Source organism: Natrinema sp. CGMCC1.2065, from assembly GCF_051225675.1.
Classification (GTDB): Archaea; Halobacteriota; Halobacteria; order Halobacteriales; family Natrialbaceae; genus Natrinema; species Natrinema thermotolerans.
Genome location: NZ_JBPJSJ010000014.1, coordinates 21,516 through 47,977 on the forward strand (window position 1 = coordinate 21,516; position 26,462 = coordinate 47,977).

At 66.5% G+C, this 26,462-nt stretch carries 27 protein-coding genes; 12 read left to right on the forward strand and 15 right to left on the reverse strand.

Annotated elements, in window-relative coordinates; translation table 11 throughout:
• Positions 1-39 precede the first annotated feature (39 nt).
• A complete protein-coding gene (locus tag ACSBP4_RS14235; RefSeq protein WP_049964411.1) occupies positions 40-705 on the forward strand; it encodes a glycerophosphodiester phosphodiesterase in 666 nt (221 codons plus the stop codon).
• A 50-nt stretch (positions 706-755) separates the two neighbouring features.
• Here the strand turns inward: ACSBP4_RS14235 and ACSBP4_RS14240 are convergent, their stop codons facing one another.
• From ACSBP4_RS14240 to ACSBP4_RS14265, 6 genes are all read right to left on the reverse strand, one after another.
• Positions 756-1,145: a secondary thiamine-phosphate synthase enzyme YjbQ gene (locus ACSBP4_RS14240; RefSeq protein WP_049964412.1), complete on the reverse strand. Its 390-nt coding sequence runs from the start codon at positions 1,143-1,145 to the stop codon at positions 756-758.
• A gap of 50 nt (positions 1,146-1,195) precedes the next feature.
• Entirely contained in the window at positions 1,196-2,218 is a 1,023-nt protein-coding gene (locus tag ACSBP4_RS14245) for a HEAT repeat domain-containing protein (RefSeq protein WP_049964413.1), read from the reverse strand.
• Between the two features lie 146 nt (positions 2,219-2,364).
• Entirely contained in the window at positions 2,365-4,392 is a 2,028-nt protein-coding gene (locus ACSBP4_RS14250) for a SpoVR family protein (RefSeq protein WP_049964414.1), read from the reverse strand.
• The gene (locus tag ACSBP4_RS14255) at positions 4,385-5,713 is read right to left on the reverse strand and encodes a YeaH/YhbH family protein (RefSeq protein WP_435552586.1); all 1,329 of its coding nucleotides are present in this window, start codon (positions 5,711-5,713) and stop codon (positions 4,385-4,387) included. Before ACSBP4_RS14255 ends, ACSBP4_RS14250 begins: the two co-directional genes overlap by 8 nt.
• Complete coding sequence (locus ACSBP4_RS14260) at positions 5,704-7,995, reverse strand: PrkA family serine protein kinase (protein WP_435552587.1); 2,292 nt, start codon at positions 7,993-7,995, stop codon at positions 5,704-5,706. Before ACSBP4_RS14260 ends, ACSBP4_RS14255 begins: the two co-directional genes overlap by 10 nt.
• A gap of 1 nt (position 7,996) precedes the next feature.
• The gene (locus ACSBP4_RS14265; protein WP_435552588.1) at positions 7,997-10,069 is read right to left on the reverse strand and encodes a PrkA family serine protein kinase; all 2,073 of its coding nucleotides are present in this window, start codon (positions 10,067-10,069) and stop codon (positions 7,997-7,999) included.
• Positions 10,070-10,654: 585 nt separating this feature from the next.
• Between ACSBP4_RS14265 and ACSBP4_RS14270 the strand changes: the two genes are divergently transcribed.
• Together ACSBP4_RS14270 and ACSBP4_RS14275 are read left to right on the forward strand one after the other, a co-directional pair.
• Positions 10,655-11,086, forward strand: coding sequence for a DUF5820 family protein (locus ACSBP4_RS14270; protein ID WP_435552589.1), 432 nt, complete (start codon positions 10,655-10,657; stop codon positions 11,084-11,086).
• 79 nt (positions 11,087-11,165) lie between these two features.
• The gene (locus ACSBP4_RS14275; protein WP_006181749.1) at positions 11,166-11,612 is read left to right on the forward strand and encodes a UPF0179 family protein; all 447 of its coding nucleotides are present in this window, start codon (positions 11,166-11,168) and stop codon (positions 11,610-11,612) included.
• Between the two features lie 39 nt (positions 11,613-11,651).
• On the opposite strand, the gene ACSBP4_RS14280 is transcribed toward ACSBP4_RS14275, so the two are convergent.
• Positions 11,652-12,002: a winged helix-turn-helix transcriptional regulator gene (locus tag ACSBP4_RS14280; protein ID WP_006648922.1), complete on the reverse strand. Its 351-nt coding sequence runs from the start codon at positions 12,000-12,002 to the stop codon at positions 11,652-11,654.
• Positions 12,003-12,125: 123 nt separating this feature from the next.
• Between ACSBP4_RS14280 and ACSBP4_RS14285 the strand changes: the two genes are divergently transcribed.
• On the forward strand, positions 12,126-12,755 hold the full coding sequence (locus tag ACSBP4_RS14285; protein WP_435552628.1) for a flavin reductase family protein: 630 nt from the start codon (positions 12,126-12,128) through the stop codon (positions 12,753-12,755).
• A 41-nt stretch (positions 12,756-12,796) separates the two neighbouring features.
• Here ACSBP4_RS14285 and ACSBP4_RS14290 read toward each other — a convergent pair whose 3' ends face one another.
• Both ACSBP4_RS14290 and ACSBP4_RS14295 read right to left on the reverse strand, forming a co-directional pair.
• Positions 12,797-13,216: an SRPBCC family protein gene (locus ACSBP4_RS14290; RefSeq protein WP_049964424.1), complete on the reverse strand. Its 420-nt coding sequence runs from the start codon at positions 13,214-13,216 to the stop codon at positions 12,797-12,799.
• A 55-nt stretch (positions 13,217-13,271) separates the two neighbouring features.
• Positions 13,272-13,940 carry a DUF7509 family protein gene (locus tag ACSBP4_RS14295; protein WP_049964425.1) on the reverse strand — a complete coding sequence of 223 codons (669 nt, stop codon included), beginning with the start codon at positions 13,938-13,940 and terminating at the stop codon, positions 13,272-13,274.
• A 106-nt stretch (positions 13,941-14,046) separates the two neighbouring features.
• Between ACSBP4_RS14295 and ACSBP4_RS14300 the strand changes: the two genes are divergently transcribed.
• The 6 genes from ACSBP4_RS14300 (at position 14,047) to ACSBP4_RS14325 (ending at position 21,534) form a co-directional block, all read left to right on the forward strand.
• Positions 14,047-14,439: a winged helix-turn-helix domain-containing protein gene (locus ACSBP4_RS14300; protein WP_049964426.1), complete on the forward strand. Its 393-nt coding sequence runs from the start codon at positions 14,047-14,049 to the stop codon at positions 14,437-14,439.
• 79 nt (positions 14,440-14,518) lie between these two features.
• Positions 14,519-15,436, forward strand: a complete 918-nt coding sequence (locus ACSBP4_RS14305) for an ABC transporter ATP-binding protein (RefSeq protein ID WP_435552590.1) — start codon at positions 14,519-14,521, stop codon at positions 15,434-15,436.
• Positions 15,433-17,322, forward strand: coding sequence for a PrsW family intramembrane metalloprotease (locus ACSBP4_RS14310; RefSeq protein ID WP_435552591.1), 1,890 nt, complete (start codon positions 15,433-15,435; stop codon positions 17,320-17,322). The genes ACSBP4_RS14305 and ACSBP4_RS14310 overlap by 4 nt, the downstream gene beginning before the upstream one ends.
• Entirely contained in the window at positions 17,312-18,466 is a 1,155-nt protein-coding gene (locus ACSBP4_RS14315; RefSeq protein WP_435552592.1) for an ABC transporter permease, read from the forward strand. The genes ACSBP4_RS14310 and ACSBP4_RS14315 overlap by 11 nt, the downstream gene beginning before the upstream one ends.
• 81 nt (positions 18,467-18,547) lie before the next feature.
• Positions 18,548-20,419: a formate/nitrite transporter family protein gene (locus ACSBP4_RS14320; RefSeq protein ID WP_049964433.1), complete on the forward strand. Its 1,872-nt coding sequence runs from the start codon at positions 18,548-18,550 to the stop codon at positions 20,417-20,419.
• Between the two features lie 140 nt (positions 20,420-20,559).
• Positions 20,560-21,534, forward strand: a complete 975-nt coding sequence (locus tag ACSBP4_RS14325) for an aldo/keto reductase (RefSeq protein WP_435552593.1) — start codon at positions 20,560-20,562, stop codon at positions 21,532-21,534.
• Between the two features lie 48 nt (positions 21,535-21,582).
• Here the strand turns inward: ACSBP4_RS14325 and ACSBP4_RS14330 are convergent, their stop codons facing one another.
• Positions 21,583-21,807 carry a YgaP family membrane protein gene (locus tag ACSBP4_RS14330; protein ID WP_006181759.1) on the reverse strand — a complete coding sequence of 75 codons (225 nt, stop codon included), beginning with the start codon at positions 21,805-21,807 and terminating at the stop codon, positions 21,583-21,585.
• A 137-nt stretch (positions 21,808-21,944) separates the two neighbouring features.
• On the opposite strand from ACSBP4_RS14330, the gene ACSBP4_RS14335 reads away from it, so the two are divergent.
• The gene (locus tag ACSBP4_RS14335) at positions 21,945-22,607 is read left to right on the forward strand and encodes a helix-turn-helix domain-containing protein (RefSeq protein WP_049964434.1); all 663 of its coding nucleotides are present in this window, start codon (positions 21,945-21,947) and stop codon (positions 22,605-22,607) included.
• A gap of 123 nt (positions 22,608-22,730) precedes the next feature.
• On the opposite strand, the gene ACSBP4_RS14340 is transcribed toward ACSBP4_RS14335, so the two are convergent.
• From ACSBP4_RS14340 to ACSBP4_RS14360, 5 genes are all read right to left on the reverse strand, one after another.
• Positions 22,731-23,297: a twin-arginine translocation signal domain-containing protein gene (locus tag ACSBP4_RS14340; protein WP_049964435.1), complete on the reverse strand. Its 567-nt coding sequence runs from the start codon at positions 23,295-23,297 to the stop codon at positions 22,731-22,733.
• Between the two features lie 224 nt (positions 23,298-23,521).
• A complete protein-coding gene (locus ACSBP4_RS14345; protein WP_435552594.1) occupies positions 23,522-24,418 on the reverse strand; it encodes a universal stress protein in 897 nt (298 codons plus the stop codon).
• Between the two features lie 58 nt (positions 24,419-24,476).
• Entirely contained in the window at positions 24,477-24,719 is a 243-nt protein-coding gene (locus tag ACSBP4_RS14350) for a hypothetical protein (protein ID WP_006181762.1), read from the reverse strand.
• Positions 24,720-24,873: 154 nt separating this feature from the next.
• Entirely contained in the window at positions 24,874-25,413 is a 540-nt protein-coding gene (locus ACSBP4_RS14355; protein ID WP_006648935.1) for a CBS domain-containing protein, read from the reverse strand.
• 63 nt (positions 25,414-25,476) lie between these two features.
• On the reverse strand, positions 25,477-25,833 hold the full coding sequence (locus ACSBP4_RS14360) for a DUF555 domain-containing protein (RefSeq protein ID WP_006181764.1): 357 nt from the start codon (positions 25,831-25,833) through the stop codon (positions 25,477-25,479).
• A 362-nt stretch (positions 25,834-26,195) separates the two neighbouring features.
• Here ACSBP4_RS14360 and ACSBP4_RS14365 point away from each other — a divergent pair, with 362 nt between their 5' ends.
• Entirely contained in the window at positions 26,196-26,366 is a 171-nt protein-coding gene (locus tag ACSBP4_RS14365; protein WP_006181765.1) for a hypothetical protein, read from the forward strand.
• Positions 26,367-26,462: the final 96 nt, after the last annotated feature.

Below are 26,462 nucleotides of genomic sequence, written 5' to 3' on the forward strand. Positions count from 1 at the left end.
CGCCGACCGACTGAAGCCGCTGGGCGACGATCGACCGCTATGCGCTGTATCGCCCACCGGGGGTTCGCCGCGGTCGCGCCCGAGAACACGATCGGCGCGGTCCGCGCTGCGGCAGACCGCGCCGACGCCGTCGAGTTCGACGTGCGCCGCTGTGGGACCGGCGAACTCGTCGTCGTTCACGACGAGACGATCGATCGAGTCACCGACGGGACCGGCACCGTCGCGGCGCTGTCGCTTGCGGCCCTCGCCGACCGGTCCGTCCGCGGGACCGGCGAGGGGATCCCGACGCTCGCTGCCATGCTCGCGGCCGTCCCGCCGACAGTCGAAGTCCATATCGAACTGAAAGAGCGCGGTCTCGCCGCCGACGTTCTCGCGATCCTCGACCGAACCGACCTCCCCAACCGAGTCGTCGTCACCTCCTTTCTGCCCGGCGAACTGCGGACGATCCGCGAGCGTGATTCGAGCCAACCGATCGGCCTGCTGGCCAGCCACCGCCTCGAGACGCCGGTGACGACCGCGGTGGAACTCGACTGTGCCGTCCTCGGTGCGAACCGCGTTCGGTGTCTGGCGACCGGGATCGTCCCGCGGGCGACGGCAGTCGATCTCGAGGTCCACGCCTGGACGGTCGAGCGGGCAGCGACGGCGCGGCTGCTCGAGCGGCGGGGCGTCGACTACGTCTCGGCCGATCGGCCGCTCGACGTGTAGCGGGCGAGTGACGACCGCCGACCGGCCGCTCGCCGAGACGATTTGATCGGCTACGCCTCGGTCGTCGTCACCGAGACGGTCCGCGTTCGCGGCCCGTCACATTCGACGAGCAACACCGACTGCCAGGTCCCCAGCGCCGGCTCGCCGTCCGCGACCGGGACCGTCACGTCGGGGCCCAGTAGCGCGGCCCGCAGATGCGAGTCCGCATTGCCGTCCAGTTCGTCGTGTGCGTGTCCCGAATCGGGAACGAGGTCCCGCAGGAACGACTCGAGGTCGCCCCGGAGCCGTGGCTCGTTTTCCTGGACGACGAGCGCGGCCGTCGTGTGTTCGACGAAGGCCGTACAGGTACCCGACTCGCAGTCGTCCGGAACCGCCGCGGCGATCGACTCGGTCACGTCGACGGTCGTCAGTCGCTCGTCCGTCTCGACGGTGAACGTCATGGGCTGGCCTACGGCGGCGAGAAAGGGCTCGGTTTCGGTTCCGGCACGGACTACGACAACCGACCCGCGGCCCACGACGCGCGGTCGCGGACGTTCGGTGCCGGGTCCCGACTCGCGAGGTCGGCGAGTCGCGGTTCGGCAGCTTCGACGCCGCCGTGTCCGAGTGCGACGCAGGCGTTCGCCCGAACGTGTGCGTGGTCGTCGGCGAGCAACGAGAGCAACTGGCGGCGGACCGGGTCCACCGCGGTTTCGGTGCCGGCGGCGATGCGGGCGATCGTCACCGCGGCTGCGGCCCGGGTGTCGGGATCGTCACAGGAAAGCGCGGTCCCCAACTCCGCAGTGACCGATTCGACCGCCGCTGGGTCGTGGTGGGCCACGTCGCCGAGACAGCCGATCGCCTCGTGTCGGACGGCCGGGTTTTCGTGATCGACGAGCGCCGCGGCGTGGGAAACGAACGCGAGCGAGCCGAGATCCCCCTCCGACCGCGCCAGTCGCCCGAGCGCGCGCAGTGCGGGCCGCCCGTTCTCTGCCGGAGCAGCCGACAGCGCCGCTTTCAACACGGATACCGCCGGCTCGAGTGCCGTCGGATCGACCCGAGAAACGTGCGCCAGCGCGTCGAGGCCGTCCGTATCGTAGTCCGACCGCTGCTCGAGGACGTCGGCGATCGCCACGGTATGATCGACGACGACGTCGGGTCGCTCGGCAGCGACGGCCGCGAGACACCGGAGCAACTCGCCGGTCATCGGCCGATCGGGGTCGTCGCGGGCGACGGCGACGATCGACCCCGTCGACGGTGCGACGTCGGTCGGTGCCTCGGCCGCCAGATCGGCGAGGCAGGCGGCGACCGTCTCCCGGAAGTCGATCTCGGGCCGCTCGAGCAGCGACCGGAGTTTCGGGACCGTCGGGGCACAGCCGGCCGCCCCGTCCCGCTCGTCGATCGCGGTCCGGATCCGGTTTACCGCCGCTCGTTGTTCGCTCGGCTCCCCGTCGAGTCGTGTCAGGACTGCTGGCAGGTCGATCCCGGTGGCTCCCCGGCCCCGGGGCTCGACGGCCTCGCCCCCATCCCCATCCATCGTGTCTCGCCAATCGAACAAAACCAGCAAAAGCCTTCTGGCCAACGCGATCGGCCGTTCGCCTGACGACGGGCCGTCGCGGGCGGGCTTCGGAGCCGGTGCCGGCTCGAGCGCGGCCGTTCGGCGCCGTCCGACGGCGGACCGGCTCAGGCCAGCCACTCGTCGGGCTTCGTGTCGTAGTCCACGTCGTCGGCCGCGAGGTGTTCGACCTCCTCCCAGGGGACGTCCTCGGTCGTCATCGTCTGGCCGTCGTATCGGATCAGTTTGCCCTGCTCTTCGGCGTCGGGCTCGCGGTTGCGCCGCTTTGCGACCTCGATGTCGTGTTCGTCGACCTCCTTGACGATCGTCAGCAGGTTCACCGGCCGGCCCCACAGCTCGAAGATCCGCTTCAGCGTCTCCTTTGCCTGCCCGAGATCGAGCATGACGCCGTTGTACTGGTGACCGAGCAACAGTTCGTTGGCGTTGTTGTAGTTGCCGTCGTAGACGGCGATGGTCGGCTTCCCGAAGTTGGTAAACTGCAAGAGCAGTTTCTTCTTGACGTCCGCGGCGGCGTCGCTGGCGACGTGGAACTGCCCGGTCGCCTGCGAGTGTTCGTAGGTGAAGTAGTTGTTCTCCGTGATGAACTCCTGAGTCAGGAACTCGTCGAGGAAGGTCACGTCATTGTGACTCTCCCGGACGTCGAACAGCCGGTCCCAGCCGGCCGCGTAGTCGATCTCCGCGAGCGCGTCCGCGACGGAGTCGTACCGCGCGTCGTCGAACAGGTAGCGGCCGATCCGCTCGAGGTCGTTCTGGCTGACTCGCTTGAGGAAGCCCCGATGCTGGCGCTTGACCAGCGAGTAGTGCCGGCGGGCCAGCCCCTCGTAGGTCAGGACCTTCCAGGGGTACTTCTCGACGTCTATCTCGCCCTCGCGGGCCCGCTCGAGCGCCTCGTGATCGACCCACTCGTCGGGCAGTGTCGCGACGTCATCGAGCGTGTCGGGCGAAATCGTCTCGAGCGCCGCGGGCGGCTCGAGCGTCTCGAGGACGTCGTCGAAGTCGACGACGTCGGTGAGGTTGCGCCAGGAGACGCCCTCGACGCGCAGCAGAGCCTCGAGGACTTCCTGCCGGTTGGTGGTGTTCTCGACGTACTCCCAGAGTTCCATCCCGAGGCTGTAGGGGTTGAGCCCGCCCGAGGCCAGGACTTTCGCCATGTGGTCGGCGTAGTTGAGGAACTCGTCGTCGCCGGCGAAGGCCTCGTCGGTCATCATCGTCGATTCCCAGTAGGCGGCCCACCCCTCATTCATCACCTTCGTCATCTTCTGGGCGGCGAAGTAGTAGGCCTCCGCGCGCATCATATCGAGGATGTCGCGTTGCCACTCTTCCATCTCGACGCCGCGGCCGGCCTCCGCGTCGTACTGCTTGCCGTGTTCGCGGACGAACGCCAGCAGGTCCTTCTGTGGCTCCTCCGGGAAGCTCCCGGTGATCTCCTCGCCCTCGAGTTTCTCGACCCACTCCGCGTCGAAGACCTCGCCTTTGATCTCGTCGGAGAGGTCGAGTTCGTCCAACTTCTCGGCGAGATCCTCGTCGATCTCGCCCGCGGGACCGTCGACATCGAGCCGACGGGTGAAGACCTGATGCTGGTCGATGTTGTCCTCGAGGCTCAGACAGTGGTCGATCCACTTCTCGACCTCGGCGCGGTCGATGTCGGGATCGGACATGTACTCGTCGATGGCTCTGGCGTGGCGCTCGAGCATGGCGGCGGCGTTGACCTGATCCTCGTCGGCCTGGCCGCCGGTGAACATGCCGAACCAGTCGTTGTTCGCGAAGAAGTCCGAGTGGGCCTCGACGTGGGTGATCACCGCCTTCTGGTCGGCCACCGTGTTCGACTCCTGCAGGAAGGCGTGGGCCGGGTTATCGTTGTTGACGATCTCGAAGGCCTTCCCGCCGCCGTACTGGCCCTGTTTCTGTTGCTTGTCGTACTGCATGCCCCACCGCCAGTGGGGATACCGAGACTGGAACCCGCCGTAGGCGATGAGTTCGTTCATCTCGTCGTAGTCGATGATCCAGTACTTCACGGGGTAGGGCTCGAGGCCGAGTTTCTCGGCCAGATTGCGGGCCTCTTCGACCGGCTCCTCGAGCTCGCCCGCGATCGCCTGTTTGCGGAAGCGGTCCGCGTTGGAGTTGCGTTTACTCATCTGATTCGCCCTCCGTCGAGAGGATGTCGTAGATCGCGTCGGTCACGTCCGACTGGTCGTTGACGTAGGCCACCGCCACGTCGTCGGCGTCGGTCCCGAAGTGGCGCTCGAGTTCCTCGGCGTGGGTGGCGTTGATCGCGTTGCCCGACGGCTGGGTCTCCACGTAAGCGTGGAGGTTCGCCGGGATCTCCTCCATCAGCGGGATGACCCGTTCCTCGGTGTCGTTCGAGGAGTTCTCGGAGTCCCCCGCCGCGAAGACGTAGCGGTTCCAGTCGCTCCAGGGGTACTCCTCCAAGAGCTGCTGGGCCAGTTCGTACGCGCTCGAGATTTTCGTCCCGCCGCCGCTGCGGATGCCGAAGAATTCGTCGCGCTCGACCGCCCAGGCGTCGGCGTCGTGGGCGATGTAGACGAACTCGGCGTTGTCGTACTTGCCCTGCAGGTACCAGTCCAGCGGGGTGAAGGTCCGCTCGACGAGTTCGCGTTTCTTCTCGCGCATCGAGCCGGAGACGTCCCGGATGTTGACGACCACGACGTTCTTCTCCTTTTCCTCGATGATCTCGGGATGGCGGTAGCGCTCGTCCTCGCGGCGGAAGGGGACGTGTTGGATCCCCTCGCGGCGGATCTTCTGTTGGACGCTCTCGCGCTCGACGTTTTCCTCGACCGCCTCGATGGAGTCCCATGTACCGCGCTCCTCGTCCGGAATGTCCTTGTAGGCCTCTTCGATCCAGGCCATCGACACCGGGAGGTTCTCGCCGCGGGCCCACTCGAAGACCTCGCGGGGCGAAATCCCCTCGACCTTGCAGAGTTCCCGCAGAAACTCCTCGTCGAAGTCCATCGCGAGCTTGCGCTTGAGCCCCTCCTTGAACATCCGCTCGAAGTCGAGCGTGCTGTTCGGGCCCGTCCGCGTGAGGTCGGTGAAGGGGCCTTCCTTCTCCTCGATGACCTTCTTCCCCTTGGGATCGAGGTCCAGCCCGAGTTCTTCGTCGAGTTCCTCGGCGAACTCCTCGGGGTCCATCTCGTAGTACTCGTGGTCGCCGCCCTCCTCGCCGGGCTCGCCGTCTTCGCCGTCGTCGTCGCCCGGCTGTGGCTGGGGCTGGCCGACCGGCTGCCCGGCGTCGGGGGTCCCGTCCTCGCCCTGCCCGACCCCGCCCTGATCGCGCTGATCGTACTCGAACTCCGGCAGCGAGACGATCTTGACCGGGATGTTGATCTCGCCGGGGCCGCTCCCCGCGAGGTCGCCGTACTGGATGAAGTCGGCCAGGTCCTCGCGGCGCTCCTCGCCGACTTCGCGGAACCGCTCGAGGTCGTCTCTCAGTCCCATCTGTAACTCACCTGTCCCATGACGTGTCTACTGGTTAGCTCGGCCGACGCCTCCGAGTAGCCGAAGAGGTCGACCATGGTCTCGATCGTGTTTGCCTTGACCGCCGCCGTCTGGGTGTCGCTCGGCGGATCGCTCCACTGTCGCGGATCGAAGTCCTCGAAGGTCCGTTCGACGTCGTCCCAGTCGTGGCTCTCGAGGACGGTCTTGATCACCGGGATCGCGGTGAGGTCGACGTCCTCGACCGAGAAGTCCTCGTCGCGGTGTTCCCACGCGTGACGGTTCAGCGAGGTGATGACCTTCTCGCGGCGGAAGTTCCGGACGCTCTCGCGGGGCTGGTTGCCGTCGTACTCGTTCTCGGAGAACCGGCCGAGGTGTTCGATCTCGAACAGCTTCATCTTCAGCGGATCGGGCTCGACCCGCTCGCCGCGGTCGTTGTACAGCGGCTCGTCGGTCTCCCACGCGTAGACGTGTTCGACGTACTCGGCGACGGTCTCCTCGTCGACGCGCTTGTCGTACATGATTGCCTCGATGACGTCGCTCTCCTGCTGGTCGTAGACGTAGTTTTTCACGGGGACGACGCGGTTCTCGAACTCGGAGCGCTCGCCCGTCGAGAACACCGGCGCGTCGACCAACCCCTCGACCATCGCGTTGAGGACGTCGCGGGGCATGACGACGTCCTCGACCGGGAGGTCGGCGTGGTGGCGGTCGCGGTCGGTCTGGAGCAGTTCCGCGAGCGTGTCCCGCGTGTACGTCACCGGGATGCCGTGATCGCCGTCGTTGCCGTCGTCGTCGAAGTCGAACTCCTCTTTCTCGCGGCGGCTGTCGCCCTCCTGCAGGTAGCCCTGATCGTAGATCAGTGCCTTGTCGACGAGATCGAGCCCGTTCGGGAGGGTTTCCTCGTCCAGTCGCGTGACGACGGCATACAGCGCGGCCGCCTCGATCGCGTGGGGCGCGAACTCCTGGACCCGCGTCTCGCCGTCGCGGTCCTTGATCGTCACCCGCACCGGCGCGCGGATCCGGTCGGCGAGTTCGTCGTAGCTCCCAGCTTCCCAGACCGCCGTCTCGTTGGTTAGCTCGCGCCGGATCAGCTCCGTCTCGAGGCTGAGGTTCGTCAGGTAGCCAAAGCGGTGTTTGTCCAGGCGCCGCTTCAGCGCCTTCAGCGGGTCCATTCCGTTTCGATCGGAGTGCTGGTTGAGCTGGGCCTCGAGATCGGGGTTGGAGATGATCAGCATCTGGCTGTCGACGTCCATCCCGATCCCCTTGTCCAGTTTCACGGACTGTTCGTCGGGGACGTTCAGCAGCTTCTGGAGGAGGTCGGCGTGCTGGGCCGCGTCCTCGACGATGGTGAGGACGCCGTTGCCCTGCGACAGGACGCCGTCGTAGCTAAAGGCCTGCGGGTTCTTCCGGCCCCGCGAGTCCAGTTCCTGAAGCATCCCGTGCATCCACGAGCCGACGAGCCGTTCCTTGGGCCGGCCGTCGTCCTCGGAGTGGAGGACGCCGACGCCCTGTCCGACGTCGACGACGTAGTTTTTCACGCGCAGGTGATCCTCGTCGGTGATCGCCGAGAACAGGTCGTCCTCGCCCCGTCGGCGATAGCGTTCCTCGAGGAAGTCGTAGGCCTCCCGCGAGAAGGGGTCCAGCGCCGCGTCGACCTGAATCGGGACGTGATCGTCGAGTTCGTCGTTCAACTCGGCGAGCAGGTCCTCGCGGACGGCGTCGGGGAACACCGACAGGGGATGGGCCTGGACCGGGCTCTCGTACCAGTTCTGTTCGTCGGCGGCGCTCGTGCCGCCGTCGTCGCCGTAGCTCAGTCCGCGCTCGCCGCCCTCGGCGGTCGAGATGTTCCACTCGACGGTGTACCGGCGGCCCTCGGGCGTCTTCGAGTACTCGCGCAGCCCGTTGACCAGACACCGCTTGAGTTCGGACTTGCCCGTCGCCGTCGGGCCCTCGAACCAGATGATCTTCTCGTCTTTCGCCCGGCCCGCGGCGATCGACCGCAGGTCGTCGACGAACCCGTTCAGGACCTCGGTGTTGCCCAAGATGGCGTGTTCGCCGTCGTTGTACGGGTCGTCGAAGAAGCGGTAGCGCTCCTTCTCCTCGCCCTCCTCGACGACCGTGCGGGTGCCGGCGGCCTCGATCGCCTCGAGGAGGTACTTCGAGGCGTGGGAGGCGATCTGTGGGTTCTCGAAGAGCCGATCGACGTACGCCGCGAGGCTCATCGGCTCCTCGTAGGTCTCCTCGAGGGCGCGGTCGGCCTCGGTGACGTAGTCGTGTCCGGTCATGTTAGTCTTCCATCTCGGTTTTGGCGACCTCCGCGCCGGCGAACTCGAGTACTTCCTTCGCGCCGCCTTCGGAGTAGCCCTGTTCGATCAGCGCGTCGATCCACGCGGAGCGTTCGTCGTCGTCGAAGTCGTTGGCCGACACCAGCGCGGAGAAGTTGATGTTGTGCTTCTTGTCCTCCCAGAGCTTGCGTTCCAGGGCACGGCGCAGGCGCTCGTTGTCCTGCGGGTTGAACGCCTCGCCCTCGCGGGCGCGGCGGGAAACCCAGTTCGAGACCTCTTGGCGGAAGTCTTCCTTCCGATCTTCGGGGATGTCGAGTTTCTCCTCGACCGAGCGCAGGAACGTCTCGTCGGGCTCTTGCTCGCGGCCCGTCAACTCGTCCTCGATGGTGTCGTCGTCGATGTAGGCCATCACGTGGTCCATGTACTTCTCGCCCTGGCGCTGGATCTCGTCGATGTCGTAGGCCAGCGCGTGGCGGACGTCCTCGATGGCGCGTTCCTTGTACTCCTCGCGGACCGTCTCGAGGTAGCGGTAGTACTGCTCGAAGTTGTCCTCCGGGATGGAGCCGTGGTGTTCGAGGTTCTCCTCGAAGAAGTTAAAGACCGTTAGCGGCGAGAGGAACCCGCGCTGGCGGTGTTTGGAGTCCATGATCGCCTCGGCGATCTCGTCGCCGATAAAGCGCGGTGAGACCCCGACCATGCCCTCGCCGATCTCGGCTTTCGCCTCGGCTTCCTCGCGGAGCTTTTTCGTGTCGATATCGTCGCCCTCGTCGATCTCGCCGTTGTAGGCTTTGGCCTTCGAGAGCAGCCCGACGGTCTCGGTGTCGGGTTCCTCGATGCGAGTCAAGACGCCGAACAGCCCCGCCATCTCGAGGGTGTGTGGCTCGACGTTGATGTCGGGCACGTCGGCGTTTTGCAGCATCTTCTCGTAGATGTTGGCCTCGTCCTCGTAGGAGAGGACGTAGGGGAAATCGATCCGCTTGGTACGGTCGTTGAAGGCCTCCATCTTCTCGTCGCCCTTCTTGTCCTTGTACTCGGGCATGTTCGTCCGGCCGACGATCACCTGGTCGATGTCGATCCGGGGGTTGTTCTTGGGCTTGATCGTCTGTTCCTGGGTCGCATGGAGGAAGTCGTAGAGGAACTCCCGCTGGAGTTTGAGCAGTTCCTCGCCGGAGAAGATCCCCCGGTTCGCGTTACAGAACGCGCCGGAGTAGTCGAACGCTCGGGGGTCGCTCTCGCCGTAGATGGCGATCTTCGAGTAGTTGACGTCGCCGGTGAGTTCGGTCTCGTCCTGGTTCTTCTTGTCCTTGGGCTCGAAGGTCTCGAGGCCCTGTCGCTTGTTCTCGTCGGCGACGAAGCGGACGATCTCGACGTGGTTCTCGAGGACCTGCTGGAGGTCGTCCTCGTAATAGGCCAGCAGCTTGTCCATGTAGAACTCGCTTTCCGGATCGAGCGCCTGCTCGTTCTGGATGGTGTAGGGGGCATCGAGGTTCTCGTTGAGATCGTCGATGACCCGCTGGCGCTGCTCGAGCGGCAGGAGGACGAGCGGGTCCTGGTTCATCGGGGACCGGACCGTGTCGTCGGCCGGGTCCTGGTCCTGGATGACGTCACAGAGGTTCGTCCACCGGAAGGTGTACATCCGGCCGTCCTCGCGGAGCGTGTAGTCCTCGAAGTACTTCCGGACCTGCTTGTCGAAGTGGGACTTGCCGGAGCCGACCGGCCCCAGCAGGAGCTTGATCCGTCGTTCCGGCCCGAGCCGGCGAGCGCCGGATTTGACCTTGTTGACGAACTCGTGGATCGACTGATGGATCACCTTCCCGTAGAAGGTGTTCTCGCCGTCGCCCAGCGGGTCCTCGCTGGCGAGTTGGTACTCCACCATCCCTTCGGTCTCGTCGTAGGTGGTGCCGTAGTAGTCGAACATGTCCGCGACGCGCTGATGGGCGTTGCGGGCCACTTTCGGATCCTCGTACACCTCCTCCAGGTACCAGTCGAAGGACTTGGTCTCCCGCAGGTCCGCGGGCATCGACTCTTTGTAATCGGTACTGAGCTGCTCGAGTGTCTCGATGTCACCGGTCATGGTATCGTTGAGTGGGTTCCCCCCGCTTGCGGTCGTCCGTGATCGCACGGAGTGAAAGCGGACGTCTTCGACCAGCCGAGGCGTCTCGCGGCCGAACCGTCGGAATCCGTCGCCTCGCTGTACCCGACGTGAGCGTCGAACTCGTCGGGCTCCTCGAGGGGACTCTCGGGGAGCGTGACCCGTTCGTGGGCGGCGTAGTAGCGTGTCATCTGTCACCTTTCACCACTCTCCGTTGCCCAACACCGTGTAGGGGGTCGAGCAACGGTGCGCCGGGGACGGGCGCGGAGTGGATCGGTCCGGCGATCGGATACCGATAGTATTTAATGAGTGAGTAATCCAGGTACTTAACCTTAGCCCCAAAAGGTATTTGTCAGAACCTCATTCCACACGAATTCTGCTAGAAACATATGTTGGGCCTAGGTATCACACCCCACATTCGGGCGACTATGGTATAAGTTGCCAGCCTGCATAGGCAGCGTGGGCTCGCGCGCGCCAGTTCGGGGTCGCGGCGAGTCACTGGACCACCCTCGTCCCTCTGGCCACCGTGACGAGGGGGATTTAGGCGCGGGGCGTCTATCGGAGGCTATGTCGGACTCGACCGCTGACGACGGGGGTATCGACCCGCGGCTCCCCGAGGCCTGGCAGGTCTGGAGTCGGGGCGAGGACGGCCGGCTCGTCCTCGCGTACCGACCGGATGTCTTCGACGCCGCGGACTTCCCCGCTCCCTGTCTGCCGACGCTGTATCTCACCCACGGCAAGCGAACCCGACGTCCCGGCGTTCACCCCGGCGACACCGCCGACACCGCGGACTGGTTCGTCACGCTCTATCTCGAGCCCGACGTCTCGCTGGACGAGACGCTGCGGTACCCGACGCGCGACGCGGCCCTCGAGGAAACGGTCGCACTCGCCCGGCGGTTCGACGACGGCGAGATCGACTACCGCGACCTGTATCAGGTTCCCCGCGAGGAGTACTTCGAGCGACTCGACGACCTCACCGGCGACGGCTGCGAGGACTGACTCCCGAAGCGGTGATCGACTGGACCGTCGCGGCCGCCGTGACGTGACCCTTAACCGCCAGTGGCGAGTATCCGTTCCCATGTCGACCGTTACGCTCGTCGGGTCCCGGCTGGCCGAACCGGGGACCGAGTTCATCTACGAGGGCGAAGCCGATGCCTGTGCCGGCTGTCCGTACCGGAGCCAGTGTCTCAATCTCTCGCCGGGCACGAAGTATCAGGTCACGTCGATCCGCGAGAACGCCCAGACCCTCGAGTGTGCCATGCACGACGGCGGGGTCCGGGCCGTCGAGGTCGAGCCGGTCTCCGTGCGCGCGAACATCACGTCGAAGGGTGCCTTCGCCGGCAGCAAGACCAGCCTCCCCGGCCCCTGCCCCTACGTCGAGTGTCCGAGTCACGAGTACTGCGAGCCCGACGGCGTCGCCTTCGACGAGGAGTACCGCATCGCCGAGATCGTCGGCGAGCCGCCACACGAGGTCTGTCACCTCGATCGGTCGCTCGAACTGGTCGAACTCGAGACCGACGAGTAATCACATCGAGAACCCCGGCACTGTTCTCGCCGTCCGGAGCTACGCCTCGAGCGCGCTCTCCTCGAGCCAGCTTCCCGCCCAGCACTCGATCTCGCCGAAAACCGGCTCGAGAGACTCGCCCTTGTCGGTGAGGCTGTAGAAGGTGGCGACGGGGGCGTCCTCCTCGATGCGTCGTTCGACGAAGCCCATCTCGCCTAAGTCGTCGAGGACCCGCGAGAGGGTGCGGGCGTTCGCGCCCGTCGAGCGCTTGAGTTCGTTGAAGCGCTGTTCGCCGTCCAGTAGCTCGTGGAGGACCGCCAGTCGCCACTTGGAGCCGATCTGCTCGAGGGAGGCGATCACGGGACAGGCGCCGTCGTCCTGTTCGCGGGGTTCGGGCCGTTGGGATGCCATTGAGTACCGCCGCCTACGTCGCGAACCGTTTTAGTAGTTCGCATACGAACCGGGTATCATCGTGTTAGTAGATTGTGCGCGGCGACCGGCAGCGCCGACGCCGGCCCGACGGGTGAGACGGCGATGACCGACGGCGGAACGGCCGGAACGGACGGGTCCGACGCCCTCGAAATCGATGCCGCCGACCACGACGGCTCGCTCTATCGGATCCTCTCGAGCGCGGTCGTCCCCCGGCCGATCGCGTGGGTGAGTACCACGAGCGAGGACGGCGTCGACAACCTCGCGCCGTACAGCTTCTTCACCGTGGCGTCGGTCGACCCACCGGTCCTGCTGTTCGCGCCGGTCGATGGAGCCGACGGGCTCAAGGACACGCCGCGAAACGCCCGCGACACCGGCGAGTTCGTCGTCAACCTCGTCACTGCGGACCTCGCCGAAGCGATGAACGAGACCAGCGCCACGCTGCCGGCCGCGGAAAGCGAGTTCGACCACGCCGGCCTCGAGCGCGCCGCCTCGAGCGCGGTCGACGTACCGCGGGTCGCCGACGCCGCGGTGACCTTCGAGTGTTCCCTCCACGACCTCGTCGACGTCGGCGGCTCGACGCTCGTGCTGGGTGAAGTCGAACACGTCCACATCAAGGAATCGGTGACGACCGACGGGAAGATCGACGTCGACGAGATCGACGCTCTCGGTCGACTCGCGGGGAGCCGGTACGCCCGAACCGGGGATCGGTTCTCGCTCGAGCGACCGCCGTAGCTCCCGACCGTCTCCGTCGCGAACGCGGGTCACGGCCGGCGCTACTCCGCCGGCGGGTCGCTCTCGAGCAACGTCTCGAGGTTCTCCAGCGCCCGCAGATAGACGGGGACCGAACCCGCAGCGTGGACGGGGAGTTCGAACGCGATCCGACACCGCCGTTCGCCGAGGTCGTCGATGCGGTGGCCGGCTGCGGGGATCCCAGTCACGCGCCAGGTCCAGCGCCGTTCCGTACACGACGTGATCCGGAACGGGACCCACGCACCCGGCACACGGATCCGTCCCCGCGTGTCGGGACGAAGCCGCCGGTCGGTCGCCTCGACGCCGTTGACCAGCGGCGACCACTCCGGCCAGCGGGTCGTGTCGACCAGGAGGTCCCAGGCCTCGGCCGCGGGAACCGAGAGGACGTGCGACACCTCGAGGCGGCGGCCGTCCGGGGTCGTCGCGGTCCGAACTCGAGTCATGGGTTCCCTAGCCGCTCCTCGGATATGAGGGTTTCACGCCGACGGGCGGGGCGGCTCAGTCTAGCCGTCGGAGGTCGCCGTACAGCTCTTCGTTCTGGACGTGCGTACAGAACTGGGCGCACAGCCGACAGAGCGCGGTTGCGTCGTCGAAGGTCCTGACACTCCCGTCCCAGCGCGTATGCACGGCACCGAGCATCGCGCTTCGGACGTCCGGTTCCGTCGCCACCATGAACCGCTCGGCGCGCCGCGGCGGGTTCGCGTCGGCCGGATCCCCGTCGGCGTCCGATCCGAGCATGTCCTCGAGGACGCTCCCGATCTCGATCCCGACACCGAGGTTGTCACCGACGGCAGGTGCGACGAACACCGTCGCGTTGCTGGCCCTGGCGAACTCGATGCTCTGGGTCGCCGCGTCCATCTCCTCGAGATCGATCCCGACGTCGATCGCCAGAAAGGCGTTGAAGCCGCGCTCGCGCAGACAGTCTCGGGTCTCCTGTAGCAGCCGGAGAACGTCGTCCTCCGCGTACGACCCGGAGCGCTCGTTCCACGTCGCGAACGACGGGAGAGCGTCGTCGGTCGAATCGGCGTCGTCCGGGAGCAGGGCCTCGACGTCGAACGTTCGGTACGGACCCATCACGTACACCAGAAACCGCTCCCGTTCGACGGGCGAGAGCGCGTCGGAATCGCCGCAGTCCCGCGGGAGATTCTCGATGATACGCTGTCGCATTGGCGTCGGCTACCGAGGGATCACATATAAAACCGGCCGCTATAGAGAGTTCTCTAGTAGACAACGCCTAAGTCGATCGGGCGACAAGCGATTCACACGAGACGGTATGGCAGATGCAACTAACCGAGACGCAGGGGACGTCCGGCGGCCGGAGCCGCCGCTCCCGGAGAACAGCGGGTTGACGCTCGAGGAGTACCTCGACATGCAGCGGGCGATCGGCCATCCGGTCCGGTACCGGTTGCTGCGAACGCTGGTCGCGAACGACGAACTGAGTGCGTCGGCGTTCAACGACGCCGTCGACGTGGCGTCGCACAACTTCCACTATCACCTGGACGAACTGGTCGACGTCGGACTGGTCGATAAACGACAGCGGCGGACGCCAGATAGCAGCGGCTTCTACACCTACTATCGGCCGACGGCGATGGGACGGGGCATCCTCGAACACGGCGTCCACGAACTGATGCGCCGGGAACGCGAGTTCAACGACGCCTACGCCTGACCGCGGCCGATCGGTTCCCGGACCTGACTGTCGTCACCACTAGACTTTACTGGGGTGGCTCCCTCCGTCGGACTATCGAATGGCGATACTCGAAGTGGACGACCTCCGGAAGGAATACGGCGGCTTCACCGCCGTCGAGGGCAGCTCCTTCGAGATCGAACGCGGCGAGGTCTTCGGCGTCGTCGGCCCCAACGGTGCGGGCAAGACGACGACGCTGAAGATGCTGGCCGGGCTGATCGAGCCCACCGACGGCACCGCCGTCGTAGCCGGCCACACCCCGGGTGAGCGCGAGATGCAGCGCCGACTCGGCTTCCTCCCCGAGGAGTCCCCACTCTACGAGGAGATGACCGCGGTCGGCTACCTCGAGTTCTTCGCGGATCTCTACGACGTGCCCGCGGACGTGGCCACCGAGCGGATCCACGACTCGCTGGACCGCCTCGATCTCGAACACCGGGAGCGCCGGATCGGGAACATGTCCAAGGGGATGCAACGGAAGGTCGCGATCGCGCGGGCGCTGGTCAACGATCCCGACGTGTTGATCTTCGACGAGCCCGCCTCGGGACTGGACCCACTGACGACCAACTACATCATCGAGTTCACCCGCGAGCTGAGCGACGAGGGGAAGACGATCGTCTTCAGCGCGCACAACCTCTTTCACGTCGAGAGCATCTGCGACCGACTCATCATCATGAACGACGGTCGGATCGTCGCCCGCGGCACGCTCGAGGCGATCCGCGAGGCCCACGGCGGCACCGAGTACCACGTCTACGCGACGGCCGACGGTAGCGACGGGCCGGCCGACGCCGACTCGCCGCTCGAGGTCACCGAGGAGAACGGCCAGATCCGCCACGTCGTCGCCGATATGGCCACCGTCGAGGCCGTTCGAGAGGCCGTCGAGGCCGCCGGCGGCCGCGTGACCGACATCCAGACGAAGACGCCGAGCCTCGAGGAGATCTTCCTCGAGGTCGCCAGCGAACCGGAGGAGACGGAGGCGTGAGTGACGGCCGCCGCAGTGCGTTCGCCGACCGCCTCCGACGGCTCTCCAACTCCATCGCGCGCACGGGCCGGATCGCCCGCTGGGAAGTCACCTCCAGCGCGGGCACCGTCGACCGGAAGACGGCGGTCGCGCTCGTTGTGTTGGTCCTCGCGGCCGGAACCGCCGGCGTCTCCGTCTCTGACGAGGGGCTCGGCCTCGAGCGCGAGATATACGTCGTCGGCGTCGCCGAGGAGAGTCAGTACCACGACGTCGCGGTCGAAGCAGAGCAGTTTCGCCCGGTACCACTGGAAGACGTAGTGGCCGAATCCGGTGGCGGGAACGCCGACACCATCGCGCTTCGGGAGGACGCAAACGTCGACGTGGTGGTGACCCGCGACGGGCGGATCGCCCACGACGGCCCGAACGGCGCGGCGGCCTACGACGAGTTCCGGAGCGCAGTGGAGACGTACAACGCGAACCTGATGGATCGGGAGTCGGACCAGGCAGCGGCCTACCCTGTCCTCGTCTCCCTCGAGTATCAGGACCGCGACCTCGGGGGGACGACCGCCGACGGGACGAGCGACGACGGGGGCGGAACCGCGGACGAATCGAGCGATGGCGGGGACGGAACCACCGACGGCGGGACCGACAGCGACGGTGACGAACCCGCGACCGGTGGCGGCGGGGGCGGGGACGACGGCGGCGACGACCGCCTCCAGGTCCCCAACGTCGGCGGTGACTCGGGGGCCTCGAGCGCGCCGGGGACGCCCGGCTCGATCGCGCCGCCGTTCCCCTTCGACTCGCTCGTGTTGGCCTTCCTGTTCGTCGTGCCGATGAACTTCGTGATTCAGGCCTACGGGAGTACGATCATGGACGAACGGCTCAACCGCCGCGGCGAACTCCTCCTGGTGTCGCCGGCCTCGAGCCGCGAGATCGTCGCGGGGAAGACGCTGCCGTATCTGCTCGGACTCGTCGGGATCGTCGTCGCGATTGCGGTCGGTATCGGCGGGAGCCCGCTCGCAGTCGCCGCGGCGCTGCCGATCGCCCTGCTCTTCCTGGCAGCGTCGTTTACCGGCGCGATGTTTGCCCGCTCGTTCAAAGAACTCACGTTCGTGACGGTCACGATCAGCGTCTTTCTGACGACGTACACGTTCATTCCGGCGATCTTCACCGACGTGAACCCGATCGCGCTGATCTCGCCGCTGACGCTGATCGTGATGGACTTACAGGACGAGTCGGTTCGGCTCGGCGAGTACCTGTTCTCGACGGGGCCGTTTTACCTGAGCGCGGCGGTACTGTTCCTGCTCGGGGTCGGCGTCTACCGCGAGGAGGACATGTTCGCCCAGAAGCCGATCCCGGCGAAGGTCCTCGACGCGGTCGCGAACCGGCTCCGGGGCCGGCGGAGCATCGCCCTGCTATCGATCCTCTTTATCCCGTTCGTCTTCGCCGGCCAACTGCTCTCGGTCGCGCTGTTGTTCGCCGTCCCGGAGGTCGTCGCGGTACCGGCCATGGTCGTCGCCGCCGCCGCGATCGAGGAACTAGCCAAAAGCGTCGGCGTCTACGCCGGGTTCGCCCGCTCGCGGTTCGACGCCACCGCGAAGACCGCCGTCGTCCTCGGCGCGTTCTCGGGGGCCGGCTTCTTCCTCGGCGAGAAGGTCACCCACGTCGTCCAGTTCGTCGGCCTCCCGGACCTGCCGGTCGGAACCGCCGCGTTCGGCCCGGCCGTCTCGAGCGATCCGCTACTACTCGCGGTCGTGTTCCTCGCACCGCTTGCCCTGCACGTCGTGACCGCAATCTGCTCGGCCGTCGGTGCCAGCCGCGGGCGGACCGGCTACGCCGTCGGCTTCCTCGCGGCGACGATCGTTCACGTCGCGTACAACCTGGGGGTGTTGACCTTTGTCGCGTGACGGCGATCCCGGCCGGGACCGGGACGCGGAACCGAGCGGTCCGAACCCGCCGACGCGGGCCGACGGCGGGGGAGAGTCCGGCTCGAGCCGGCGAGCTAGGTGGGCGGTCGCCCGTCGCGAACTGGGATCGCTGCGCTCCGAGAAGACGATCATCCTGGCGCTGGCGATCCAGCTGTTCATCGCGGCCTTTTCCTCGTTTCTGGTCGTCGGGCTCGTCTCGTTGTACGATCCTGGGGCCGTCGACAGCTACGAGCTAGATGTCGCGGTCACTGGCGACGACACCGAGACCCTGCTGTCGGTCGCGAACGAACGCGACGGCGTCACTGCCCGGCAATTCGACGACCGTGGGGCGGCCTACGAGGCGTTCGATTCCGGGTCCGTTTCGGCCGTCCTCGACGCCAACCGGAACGACGACGGGCGGCTCAGCGTCAGGGTGACGGCTCCGGAGGAGGGGATCCGGACGACCCTGCTCGTGGTCCAGCTGCGGGACACCCTCCAGCAGGTCGAACGCGTCGAGCGCCAGCGAAACGCCGATGCCGGGCGGCTCGAGCGCTCGCCGGTCCCCGTGCCGAGCGAGATCGAGGCCAGCCCGTACGTCGGCTTCACCTACACGATCCTGGTGCCGCTGCTTTGCTTCCTGCCGGTGTTCATCAGCGGCTCGATCGCCGTCGACTCGCTGATCGAGGAGCGCCAGCGGGGCACCCTCGAGTTGCTCCGGGTCGCGCCGCTGTCGCTCGCCGAGGTGGTCGACGCGAAGCTGCTGGCGATCGCGGCGCTGGCACCGGTCCAGGCGATCGCCTGGCTGGCGTTGCTCGCCGTCAACGGGACGGCGATCGCCGGCCCGGTCGCGCTCGTCGCGCTGGTCGCCGCGCTGTCCTTGCTCGTGGTGACCGGCGGCGTCGCGGTCGCGCTGTGGGCCCCCGACAGGCGACAGGCACAGTTGCTCTACTCCATGGCCACCGTCGGCGCGCTGGTCGTCGCGACGGTCCTGCCGGAACACCCTGCAAACACCGTCGCGAAGTTCGCGATCGGCAATCCGACGACGACCACATGGGGACTGCTCGCCGGCTACTGCCTGCTCGCGATCGCCGCGTTCCTCGCGCTGCAACGCGGCGTCGACCGCCTCGAGCCGGAGTCGCTCTGACGGGGATCGGGCGCCGGCGCCGTCCGGCGGAACCGGGGGAGATCCGAAACGATTAGTCGCTTCCCGAATGCGTATGCGGTAATGAGCGATTCGGATCCTCCCGACCGGCAACGGACGAACCGAGAGCCGCCCGGCGGGGGCTACAGGACCGACGACTCGACGGAGCAAGAACAGGTCCGCGAAGCGGTCGAACGATCCAGAAGCGGGGCCCCGGCGGTCGGCGCGGTCGTGCGCGACCGGTTTTCCTCCGACGAGATCTTCCAGCGGATCGTCGCGGCCGCCGACGAGGAGGTCACCTCGGGGGGTCGCGAACTGTTCTTCAGCGGCCTCGCGGCCGGTTTCGCCATCACGATCACGTTTCTGCTGTACGCGACGTTGACCGCCTCGACCGACGGTCATCCCATACTGAGCAAGCTGTTGTATCCGCTGGGCTTTATCTACATCATCATCGGCGGCTACCAGCTCTACACCGAGAACACGCTGCCGCCGGTCGCGCTCACCTTGGAGCGGTTGGCCAGTATTCCCGCACTGCTTCGTCACTGGTCGATCGTCCTCGTGGGCAACTTCGCCGGCGGCGCGCTCGGCGCGCTCGCGCTCTCCTACGGCGGCGTCTTTGACGACGACTCGGCGGCCGCGGCGATGGATCTCGCCCGACACGGCGTCGAGACGTCGTGGTGGACGCTGTTTTCCAAGGCGGCCTTCGCGGGCCTGATCGTCGCCGGCGTCGTCTGGATCGTCTACGCCTCCCGAGATACCATCTCGCGGCTGGTCGTCGTCTACATGGCCTTCCTCGCGATCCCGCTGGGCGATCTGTTCCACGTCGTCGTCTCCTTTACCGAGATGGTCTATCTGGTCCTGGCCGGCGAACTCGCCGTCCTGACCGGACTCTACGGGTTCGTCCTGCCGGTCCTGCTCGGCAACACCATCGGCGGGATCGTCCTCGTCACCGTCGTCAACTACTTCCAGACCAGCGAACACCGCCTCGAGTCGGCCCGGTTCGAGGGGGCCGACCGCCAACTCTCGATTCGGGAGTGGCTGTTCGGCAGCTATGCCGGCCGCTCGTACGTGCCGCTGATCGACACCGCGGAGGCCCACGCGAGCGAGAACGGCGATTACCGGGTCCTCGTCCCGATCGCCAACCCCCGCACGGAGTCGACGATCGTCGATCTGGCCTGCCGGCTCGCCAGCGGGCACGAGAACGCGACGGTCCACGCCGTCCACATCGTCCAGATGCCCGGCCGGTCGTCGATGCGGTACGGCGCGGGACAGACCGAACGGATCGTCTCCGAGTCCGAGGACCGCATGGAGACCGTCCGCCAGCGCGCGGCCTCCTACGACGTCGACTTCGAGACATCGACGGTCGTCTCGCATCGCTCGTTCGAGGACGTCTTCGACACCGCGGAACGGGAACGGGCCGACCTCGTGGTTCTCGGCTGGGGCGATGACCGTCCCTGGGGCCAGGGCCGTGCCGAGGGCCGGATGAACGAACTGACCAGCAACCTCCCCTGTGACTTCCTCATCCTCAAGGACCGGGAGCTGGATACCTCCCGGATTCTGCTCCCGACCGCCGGCGGCCCGGACTCGGATCTGAGTGCCGAAGTCGCGCGTACGCTCCGGGACCATTCTGGTGCCGAGATCACGCTGCAACACGTCGTCGCCAGCCCCGACGACCGGGAACGCGGCGAGGAGTTCCTCGCCGAGTGGGCCGCCGAACGCGACCTCGAGGACGCCGAACTCGTCGTCGACGACTCCGGTGACGTCGAGCGAGAGATCTGTCGCCGGTCCCGGGACAACACGCTCGTCCTCATCGGCGCAACCGAAGAGGGCGTGATCTCGCGGCTGATGAGCGACTCGCTGCACATGGACGTCGTCAACGAGGTCGACAGTTCGGTCCTGTTGGCCGAACGACCCAGCGACCGCACCGTCATCCAGCGGCTGTTCGGGCACTGGTAGCCGGCGACGGATCACGAACCCCTCGCTGGACCGTCGGCGCCGAACACACGTCCGGTTCAGGAGACGATGCCGGAATCGAGCGATGTGGTATCGTTTGCCGCACCACGTACCGTTTTCCGGCCGGTTCTCGTAGCGCCGGTATGGAATACACCACCCTCGGGTCGACCGGCATGCAGGTCAGCCGCATCTGTCTGGGCTGTATGAGCTTCGGCTCGAGCGACTGGCGCGAGTGGGTCTTGGAGAACGAAGCGAGCAAAGAGATCATCGACCGGGCGATCGATCTGGGGATCAACTTCTTCGATACCGCAAACATGTACTCTCGGGGCGAGTCCGAACGGATCCTCGGCGAGGCCCTCGAGGGCCGTCGCGACGAGGCGGTCGTCGCCACGAAGGGGTTCTTCCGGATGCGCGAGGACGACCCGAACTCGGGCGGGCTCTCGCGGAAGGCGATCGAACAGGAACTGGCGGCCAGCCGCGAGCGGCTCGGGATGGAGACGATCGACCTCTATCAGCCCCACCGCTGGGATTACGACACGCCGGTCGAGACGACCCTGCGGGCGCTCGACGATGCCGTCCGCCGGGGCCACGTGCGCTACATCGGTGCCTCCTCGATGTGGGCCCACCAGTTCGCCGAGTCCCTGGGGACGAGCGACCGGCTCGGCCTCGAGCGATTTCAAACGATGCAGAACCACTACAACCTCGTCTACCGCGAGGAAGAGCGGGAGATGCTACCGCTGTGTGACAAGGAAGATGTCGGCGTCATCCCGTGGTCGCCGATGGCTCGGGGCTATCTCACCCGGCCCCACGAGGAGATCGACGCGACGGCCCGCGGCGAGACCGAGGAGTACCTGTACGAACACCCCTACCGCGAGGGCGGCGGCCGCGAGATCAACGAGCGGGTCGCCGAGGTCGCTGCCGATAAGGGTGCAACGATGGCCCAAATCGCCCTCGCGTGGCTGCTCCACAAGGACTGGGTCGACGCGCCGATCGTCGGGACCACCAGTGTCGAACACCTAGAGCAGGCGGTCGAAGCCCTCGAGATCGACCTCTCGGACTCCGACATGGCCTACCTCGAGGAGCCCTACGAGCCGGTGCCGGTGTCCGGCCACCAGTAAGCGAGTGCCGAGCGACACGGCGCGCCGATTACGGGTTCGGGTGCCCCGTCACTCCCGCGAACAGGAGCCGTCGTCGGTCGTATCGATACCTAACAGGTAGTTGCCGCCACAGAAGCGGGCCGTCGCGTTGAACAGCAGGCCCGCCGCCCCGACGGCCAGCACTGCCGCGGTCGCGCGGCGGCCGGCGACCAGCGCGGCGACGGCAACCGCAAGCACCCAACTGCCCAGGACGGCCCTGACGATTCGATCCAGTCCGCCGACGTTTCGCTGCATACGCGAGCGGAGGGGCTGCGAGGACGTATCCGTTCGGCCGAAAATATCGGCCTCGTTTATCCCTGCGGGCCGGCGCTGCGTTCGCTCGCGGCCCGCCGGGGGCAATCGTTTTCAGCGTCTTATTCGAAGGCTGACTCATGAAACGCGTTCGCATCACGCTCAGTCCGCGAGGGGCGTACGCGCCGCCGATATACGAACGCCTCGCGGGCGGCGCGAGCTACCTCGAGCGGGCCCTGATCGTCAACTGGAACGTCTCGTCCCCGCCGACGGGGTTCCTGTTCCGGCTCGAGGGCGAGTACCGGCGTTTCGAAGGCGAACTCGCCGACAGCCCGATGGTCTCGGACTACGAGGTACTCCCGATCACGGACCGGGCGTGTTACTGCTTTCTCGAGGGAGAGGTCTCGGTCGCCGCGCGGGCGCTGTTCGAGAACTTCACTCGCGGGAGCCTCATGACGGTACCGCCGATCGAGTGCAACGACGACGGGACGAACACGTTCTCCATCGTCGGGACGGAGACCGACATCCAGACCGCGGTCGACGGCGTCCCCGAGGGCGTCGGCGTGACCCTCGTGCAGGTCGGTGGAAAGCGAGTCGCCGCCGACAGCGTCGTCGGCCGACTACCACCCCGGCAGCGTGAAGCGGTCGAAACGGCCCTCGAACTGGGCTATTACGACGTTCCGCGGGATGTGACGACCGAAGCCGTCGCCGACGAACTCGACTGCGCGACCGCGACGGCGGCTGAACACCTCCAGAAGGCCGAGTCGACGGTGATGGCGTCCCTGCTCGAGCCGCGAGGCTGAATCCTCCCGTCGGCGATTGGGTTCGAGTCAGGGTCCCTATCGTCGTGGCGTGCGGACGAAAAAGAGCGGCCGATCGCCGGGGACGGTTGATCGACGCGCCGAGCGACCACCGATCGCGATCCGTTAATTGCCGCCGTTCGTGGCGTCGGATCGCCACCAGTCGTCGCTCGCGAGGATCGACTCCGCGACCTCGTCGCTGATGGGGTTCGCGTTGACCGTGATGAGCTGCTGGTTGTCGCTGAACGGCGTCCACTCCTGGTTCATCTCGAACACCTGCGGCCAGTTCTGTCCTTCCTCCGGTTCCGGGATGTACCCGAGCTCCTCGTTGTACTGGCCGAGGTTGGTGTCCTCTGAAACGAACAGCGACACGACTTCGCCGGTGTTGAGCCACCGGATCTGGTAGGTGTTGTAATCCGTGAACCAGCTGTCCTGTACGTCTCCGTAGTTAGGGGCCCACTCGACGACGCCGGAGACGATGGCGAACCGTGCCTCGGGGTGGAAGTTGTTGGCGAAGATGAGCCCGCCCCACGATTCGTCGGGGCTGTCGAGGATACCGTCGTCCTGTGCGGTCGCCGTGCCCGACCCCGCGCCGACGAGCGCCATCCCGGCCGTCGCTGCAGCGCTCTGTTTCATGAACTTTCGTCGCGTCGACTCCTCGTCGTCCGTCAGTGAAAGTGACTCTCGATCCATCGTAACCTCCGTTTCCGATCAACGCCTCGGTCGTGGAATAAGGGCGGGGATCGTTTCGGCGACCACCAGGACGACGACACCCTTTCGGCTCGTGCAGCCTCGTATTGAGAGTTCGAAGTATCGTACTGAGTCCGGTAATCCGCTCTTAGGAGCGTCACGTATATCCGATCGCGAGTACGCCGCGACCGAACGTCGGCCGTTTGACCTGGGTGTCAGAAGGGCGATCAGTTCGGTTCCGAACCGGCGGCGGGCCGGACCGCGAGAACCGGGACGGGCGCGCGTCTGACGAACCGTTCCGTCGTACTCCCCAGGAGGACTCGATCGAAGCCGGTCCGACCGTGGGTCCCCATCGCGACGAGGTCGATGTCGTGGTCATCGACGTACTCGAGGAGACCCTGCGACGGGATGTCCTTTTGGACGTGCGTCTCGACGTCGAGTCCCGCATCCCGCACCGCCGTGGCGACCGTTTCGACCGCGGTTTCCGCGTCGGACTCGAACTGGGCGAGGATATCGTTGGGGGCCATGATGCTCGGCCTGCCCGCGACGGTGCTGACGTCGACGACGCTGACGACGTGGACCGTCGCGTCCGCCCGCGTCGCGATCGCGAGCGCGTGGTCGACCGCGGCGGCGGCCGGCTCGCTGCCGTCGGTCGGCAACAGTATCTCGTCGTAGCCACCGGCCCACTCGCTTCGCTCGGTCACGCGGGCGGTCATCACCGGCACGTCCGACTGACGGACGACGCGTTCGGTGACGCTGCCGGTGAGATAGCGGTTCACGCCCGTTCGGCCGTGAGTCCCCATCGCGATGAGATCGATGTCGTGTTCCCCGACGTACTCGAGGATCGTCGCTGCCGGGCTGCCATTCAGGACCGCCGACCGAACCCGATCGGTGTCGGTCATCGTCTCGATTCGTTCGACCGCGGCCGCCGCTTCGTCCTCGAGGCGCTCGACGAACGCCGGGCTGACGCCGCCGGCGTCGAAGACGCCGCCCGCAGCGCTCACGTCGACGACGCTGACGACGTGGACCGTCGCGTCGAACCACCGCGCGAGCCCCAGCGCGTGACCGGCGACTCGAGCCGCGTGATCGCTGCCGTCGGTCGGAACGAGAATGGAATCGTACATGAATCAGCAAACGCGGCCGCGTCGCTTAAATCGGTCCCGTCGATCCTGCGGGCCGGGACTACACGCCGGCGACGAGCGCGGCGAGTACGGCGCCGTGCCAGAGGACGATCGCCGCCGTGTATCGGGGCTCTGCCGTCGGCACCGGCGGGCGACGAACGATCGCATCCCAGAGGAATCCGGTCGATAGCAGCGCGCCCGCGAGGAGGCCGTACCGAACGTCGATGGCCAGATACAGCCCGAGGACGGCCCCGAGGAGCAGGGACGCGAACATGCCCACGAGCAGCCGGTCGTAGTGATCCATCTTCCCGCTTGAATGTAGCGGATCCGACTGGAAATATCACACGCCGATTCCGAGCCGTCCGGAGCCGTGACGGGGACTGAAGCTCCCGGAGGTCGGTGTTCGTTGCAGCCGGACGGCGGCCGGAGATCGAACGATAGCGGACTCGAGGAGGCCGTCAGGAGAGGCGAGCGGCGACGTCGGCCTCGGTGATGATCCCGACGGTCTCGCCGGCCTCGGTGATCATCACGGCCTTGTAATGCTCGAGCAGGTTACTGATCTCGTCCAACGTGGCGTCTTTCGAGACGGTCGGGAAGCTCTCGCTCATGTGTTCCTCGATCGGTTCGTCGCGGTCCTCGGAGTCGAGGTGGACGAGGTCGCTCTGACTGATCGAACCGACCGGAATCCCGTCCTGAATGACCGCCAGCTGGGAGTAGGCCTCCTTCTCCATTCGCTGGGCGGCCTCGCTGACCGGGTCGTCGGGCGAGACGCTGACGACTGCCTCGTTCATCAGGTCCGCGGCGCGGATGACGTCGTGCTCGGCCGTCTCCAGCGCGTTGACGATCCGTCGGAGCGTCGACAGCCGCGGGTCGACGTCGCCGCCCTCGATGCGGGCGATCAGCGGCTGGGAGACGTCGGCCGTCTCGGCGAGTTCGCTCTGGGTGAGTCCGAGGTCGGTACGACGTTGGCGCAGGTCGGCGGGCGTCGGAAGCTCCATACGGAACAATAACTGCGGGTTATAGAAAGAGCTTTGGGTCCCTCGGCACCGCGTCGCGAGTCGCTACTCGTCGTCGTCGGGGACTTCGGCGATGTCGACGACCGACAGCGGCACGTCCCGCAACGCGCCGCCGACCTCGCTTTTCGCGATTCGGGAGGCGTGTTCCTCGCCGTCGGCGTTGAACACTTCCATCTCGAGTGCGAGTCCGACCAAGGCGGTGTCGGCCGCGATAAAGGCCGAGTCGAAGGGTTCGCCACAGGCGGGACAGCCCGTCGCGCCGACCTCGACCTCGACGTAGTCCATGTCTTCGCTGTTGAGTCGCTTCCCGGCTTCGCTGACGGCGACGCCGATCGCGTCGTCGATCTGCTCGACGTCACGAACGAGCCATGCCGCTTCCATCGCGACGAGATAATTGCCCATACGTGGTGGTCGTTCCGGGGGGTTTCCTGTCTTGCGGTTCGTCGGCGTCGCTATCCGCGGCCGTTCGGAGGGGGTCGGCGGGCGACTCGCTCGGGGCGAGGTCGAGCGTCGACGGCTGCCGCTCGGCTTCGGCCGACCGTGCGCACGTGAATCGCATTATTCGCATAAGTTACGGGAAATCCCCCGATCGATTCCCCCCGACATACCCGTAGATCGATCCGAGTACGCCTCGAGTTGGGCCTGCAGAAACTGTAGTTGAATCGCAAGCAGGCGTCGACCCGATAGCCCATTTACTATCATTAGGATTCTCTATTTTCACAAAGGCTTATATAGGGACTCCGTCTGGGGACTGACGAACGCTGATGATATCCCGCGCGTACCACGCGACGCTGTTCGCACTGTACCAGCTCTGTATCGTGATCGGCATCGTCGCGATGCCGCTCGCGATCGCCGCCCGACAGGCCGGCCTCACCCTCCCGATCCACCGCCTCATCGAGACCGTCGAGGGGGCGTACGAATCGACGCAACGCTAAGGACCCGACTCGAGTCGCTCGTTTTCGCGAACACTCCGACGAAGAGCAGTCGGTATCGGCCCCTGACTGGCCGCTCGCGTGTCGAGGAGAGCAGCC

What these genes read in the sequence shown, in the direction of transcription:
- ACSBP4_RS14235 (WP_049964411.1), top strand. Translation starts at nt 40, where the DNA reads ATGCGCTGTATCGCCCACCGGGGGTTCGCCGCGGTCGCGCCCGAGAAC.
- ACSBP4_RS14240 (WP_049964412.1), bottom strand. Translation starts at nt 1,145, where the DNA reads ATGACGTTCACCGTCGAGACGGACGAGCGACTGACGACCGTCGACGTG.
- ACSBP4_RS14245 (WP_049964413.1), bottom strand. Translation starts at nt 2,218, where the DNA reads ATGGATGGGGATGGGGGCGAGGCCGTCGAGCCCCGGGGCCGGGGAGCC.
- ACSBP4_RS14250 (WP_049964414.1), bottom strand. Translation starts at nt 4,392, where the DNA reads ATGAGTAAACGCAACTCCAACGCGGACCGCTTCCGCAAACAGGCGATC.
- ACSBP4_RS14255 (WP_435552586.1), bottom strand. Translation starts at nt 5,713, where the DNA reads ATGGGACTGAGAGACGACCTCGAGCGGTTCCGCGAAGTCGGCGAGGAG.
- ACSBP4_RS14260 (WP_435552587.1), bottom strand. Translation starts at nt 7,995, where the DNA reads ATGACCGGACACGACTACGTCACCGAGGCCGACCGCGCCCTCGAGGAG.
- ACSBP4_RS14265 (WP_435552588.1), bottom strand. Translation starts at nt 10,069, where the DNA reads ATGACCGGTGACATCGAGACACTCGAGCAGCTCAGTACCGATTACAAA.
- ACSBP4_RS14270 (WP_435552589.1), top strand. Translation starts at nt 10,655, where the DNA reads ATGTCGGACTCGACCGCTGACGACGGGGGTATCGACCCGCGGCTCCCC.
- ACSBP4_RS14275 (WP_006181749.1), top strand. Translation starts at nt 11,166, where the DNA reads ATGTCGACCGTTACGCTCGTCGGGTCCCGGCTGGCCGAACCGGGGACC.
- ACSBP4_RS14280 (WP_006648922.1), bottom strand. Translation starts at nt 12,002, where the DNA reads ATGGCATCCCAACGGCCCGAACCCCGCGAACAGGACGACGGCGCCTGT.
- ACSBP4_RS14285 (WP_435552628.1), top strand. Translation starts at nt 12,126, where the DNA reads ATGACCGACGGCGGAACGGCCGGAACGGACGGGTCCGACGCCCTCGAA.
- ACSBP4_RS14290 (WP_049964424.1), bottom strand. Translation starts at nt 13,216, where the DNA reads ATGACTCGAGTTCGGACCGCGACGACCCCGGACGGCCGCCGCCTCGAG.
- ACSBP4_RS14295 (WP_049964425.1), bottom strand. Translation starts at nt 13,940, where the DNA reads ATGCGACAGCGTATCATCGAGAATCTCCCGCGGGACTGCGGCGATTCC.
- ACSBP4_RS14300 (WP_049964426.1), top strand. Translation starts at nt 14,047, where the DNA reads ATGGCAGATGCAACTAACCGAGACGCAGGGGACGTCCGGCGGCCGGAG.
- ACSBP4_RS14305 (WP_435552590.1), top strand. Translation starts at nt 14,519, where the DNA reads ATGGCGATACTCGAAGTGGACGACCTCCGGAAGGAATACGGCGGCTTC.
- ACSBP4_RS14320 (WP_049964433.1), top strand. Translation starts at nt 18,548, where the DNA reads ATGAGCGATTCGGATCCTCCCGACCGGCAACGGACGAACCGAGAGCCG.
- ACSBP4_RS14325 (WP_435552593.1), top strand. Translation starts at nt 20,560, where the DNA reads ATGGAATACACCACCCTCGGGTCGACCGGCATGCAGGTCAGCCGCATC.
- ACSBP4_RS14330 (WP_006181759.1), bottom strand. Translation starts at nt 21,807, where the DNA reads ATGCAGCGAAACGTCGGCGGACTGGATCGAATCGTCAGGGCCGTCCTG.
- ACSBP4_RS14335 (WP_049964434.1), top strand. Translation starts at nt 21,945, where the DNA reads ATGAAACGCGTTCGCATCACGCTCAGTCCGCGAGGGGCGTACGCGCCG.
- ACSBP4_RS14340 (WP_049964435.1), bottom strand. Translation starts at nt 23,297, where the DNA reads ATGGATCGAGAGTCACTTTCACTGACGGACGACGAGGAGTCGACGCGA.
- ACSBP4_RS14345 (WP_435552594.1), bottom strand. Translation starts at nt 24,418, where the DNA reads ATGTACGATTCCATTCTCGTTCCGACCGACGGCAGCGATCACGCGGCT.
- ACSBP4_RS14350 (WP_006181762.1), bottom strand. Translation starts at nt 24,719, where the DNA reads ATGGATCACTACGACCGGCTGCTCGTGGGCATGTTCGCGTCCCTGCTC.
- ACSBP4_RS14355 (WP_006648935.1), bottom strand. Translation starts at nt 25,413, where the DNA reads ATGGAGCTTCCGACGCCCGCCGACCTGCGCCAACGTCGTACCGACCTC.
- ACSBP4_RS14360 (WP_006181764.1), bottom strand. Translation starts at nt 25,833, where the DNA reads ATGGGCAATTATCTCGTCGCGATGGAAGCGGCATGGCTCGTTCGTGAC.
- ACSBP4_RS14365 (WP_006181765.1), top strand. Translation starts at nt 26,196, where the DNA reads ATGATATCCCGCGCGTACCACGCGACGCTGTTCGCACTGTACCAGCTC.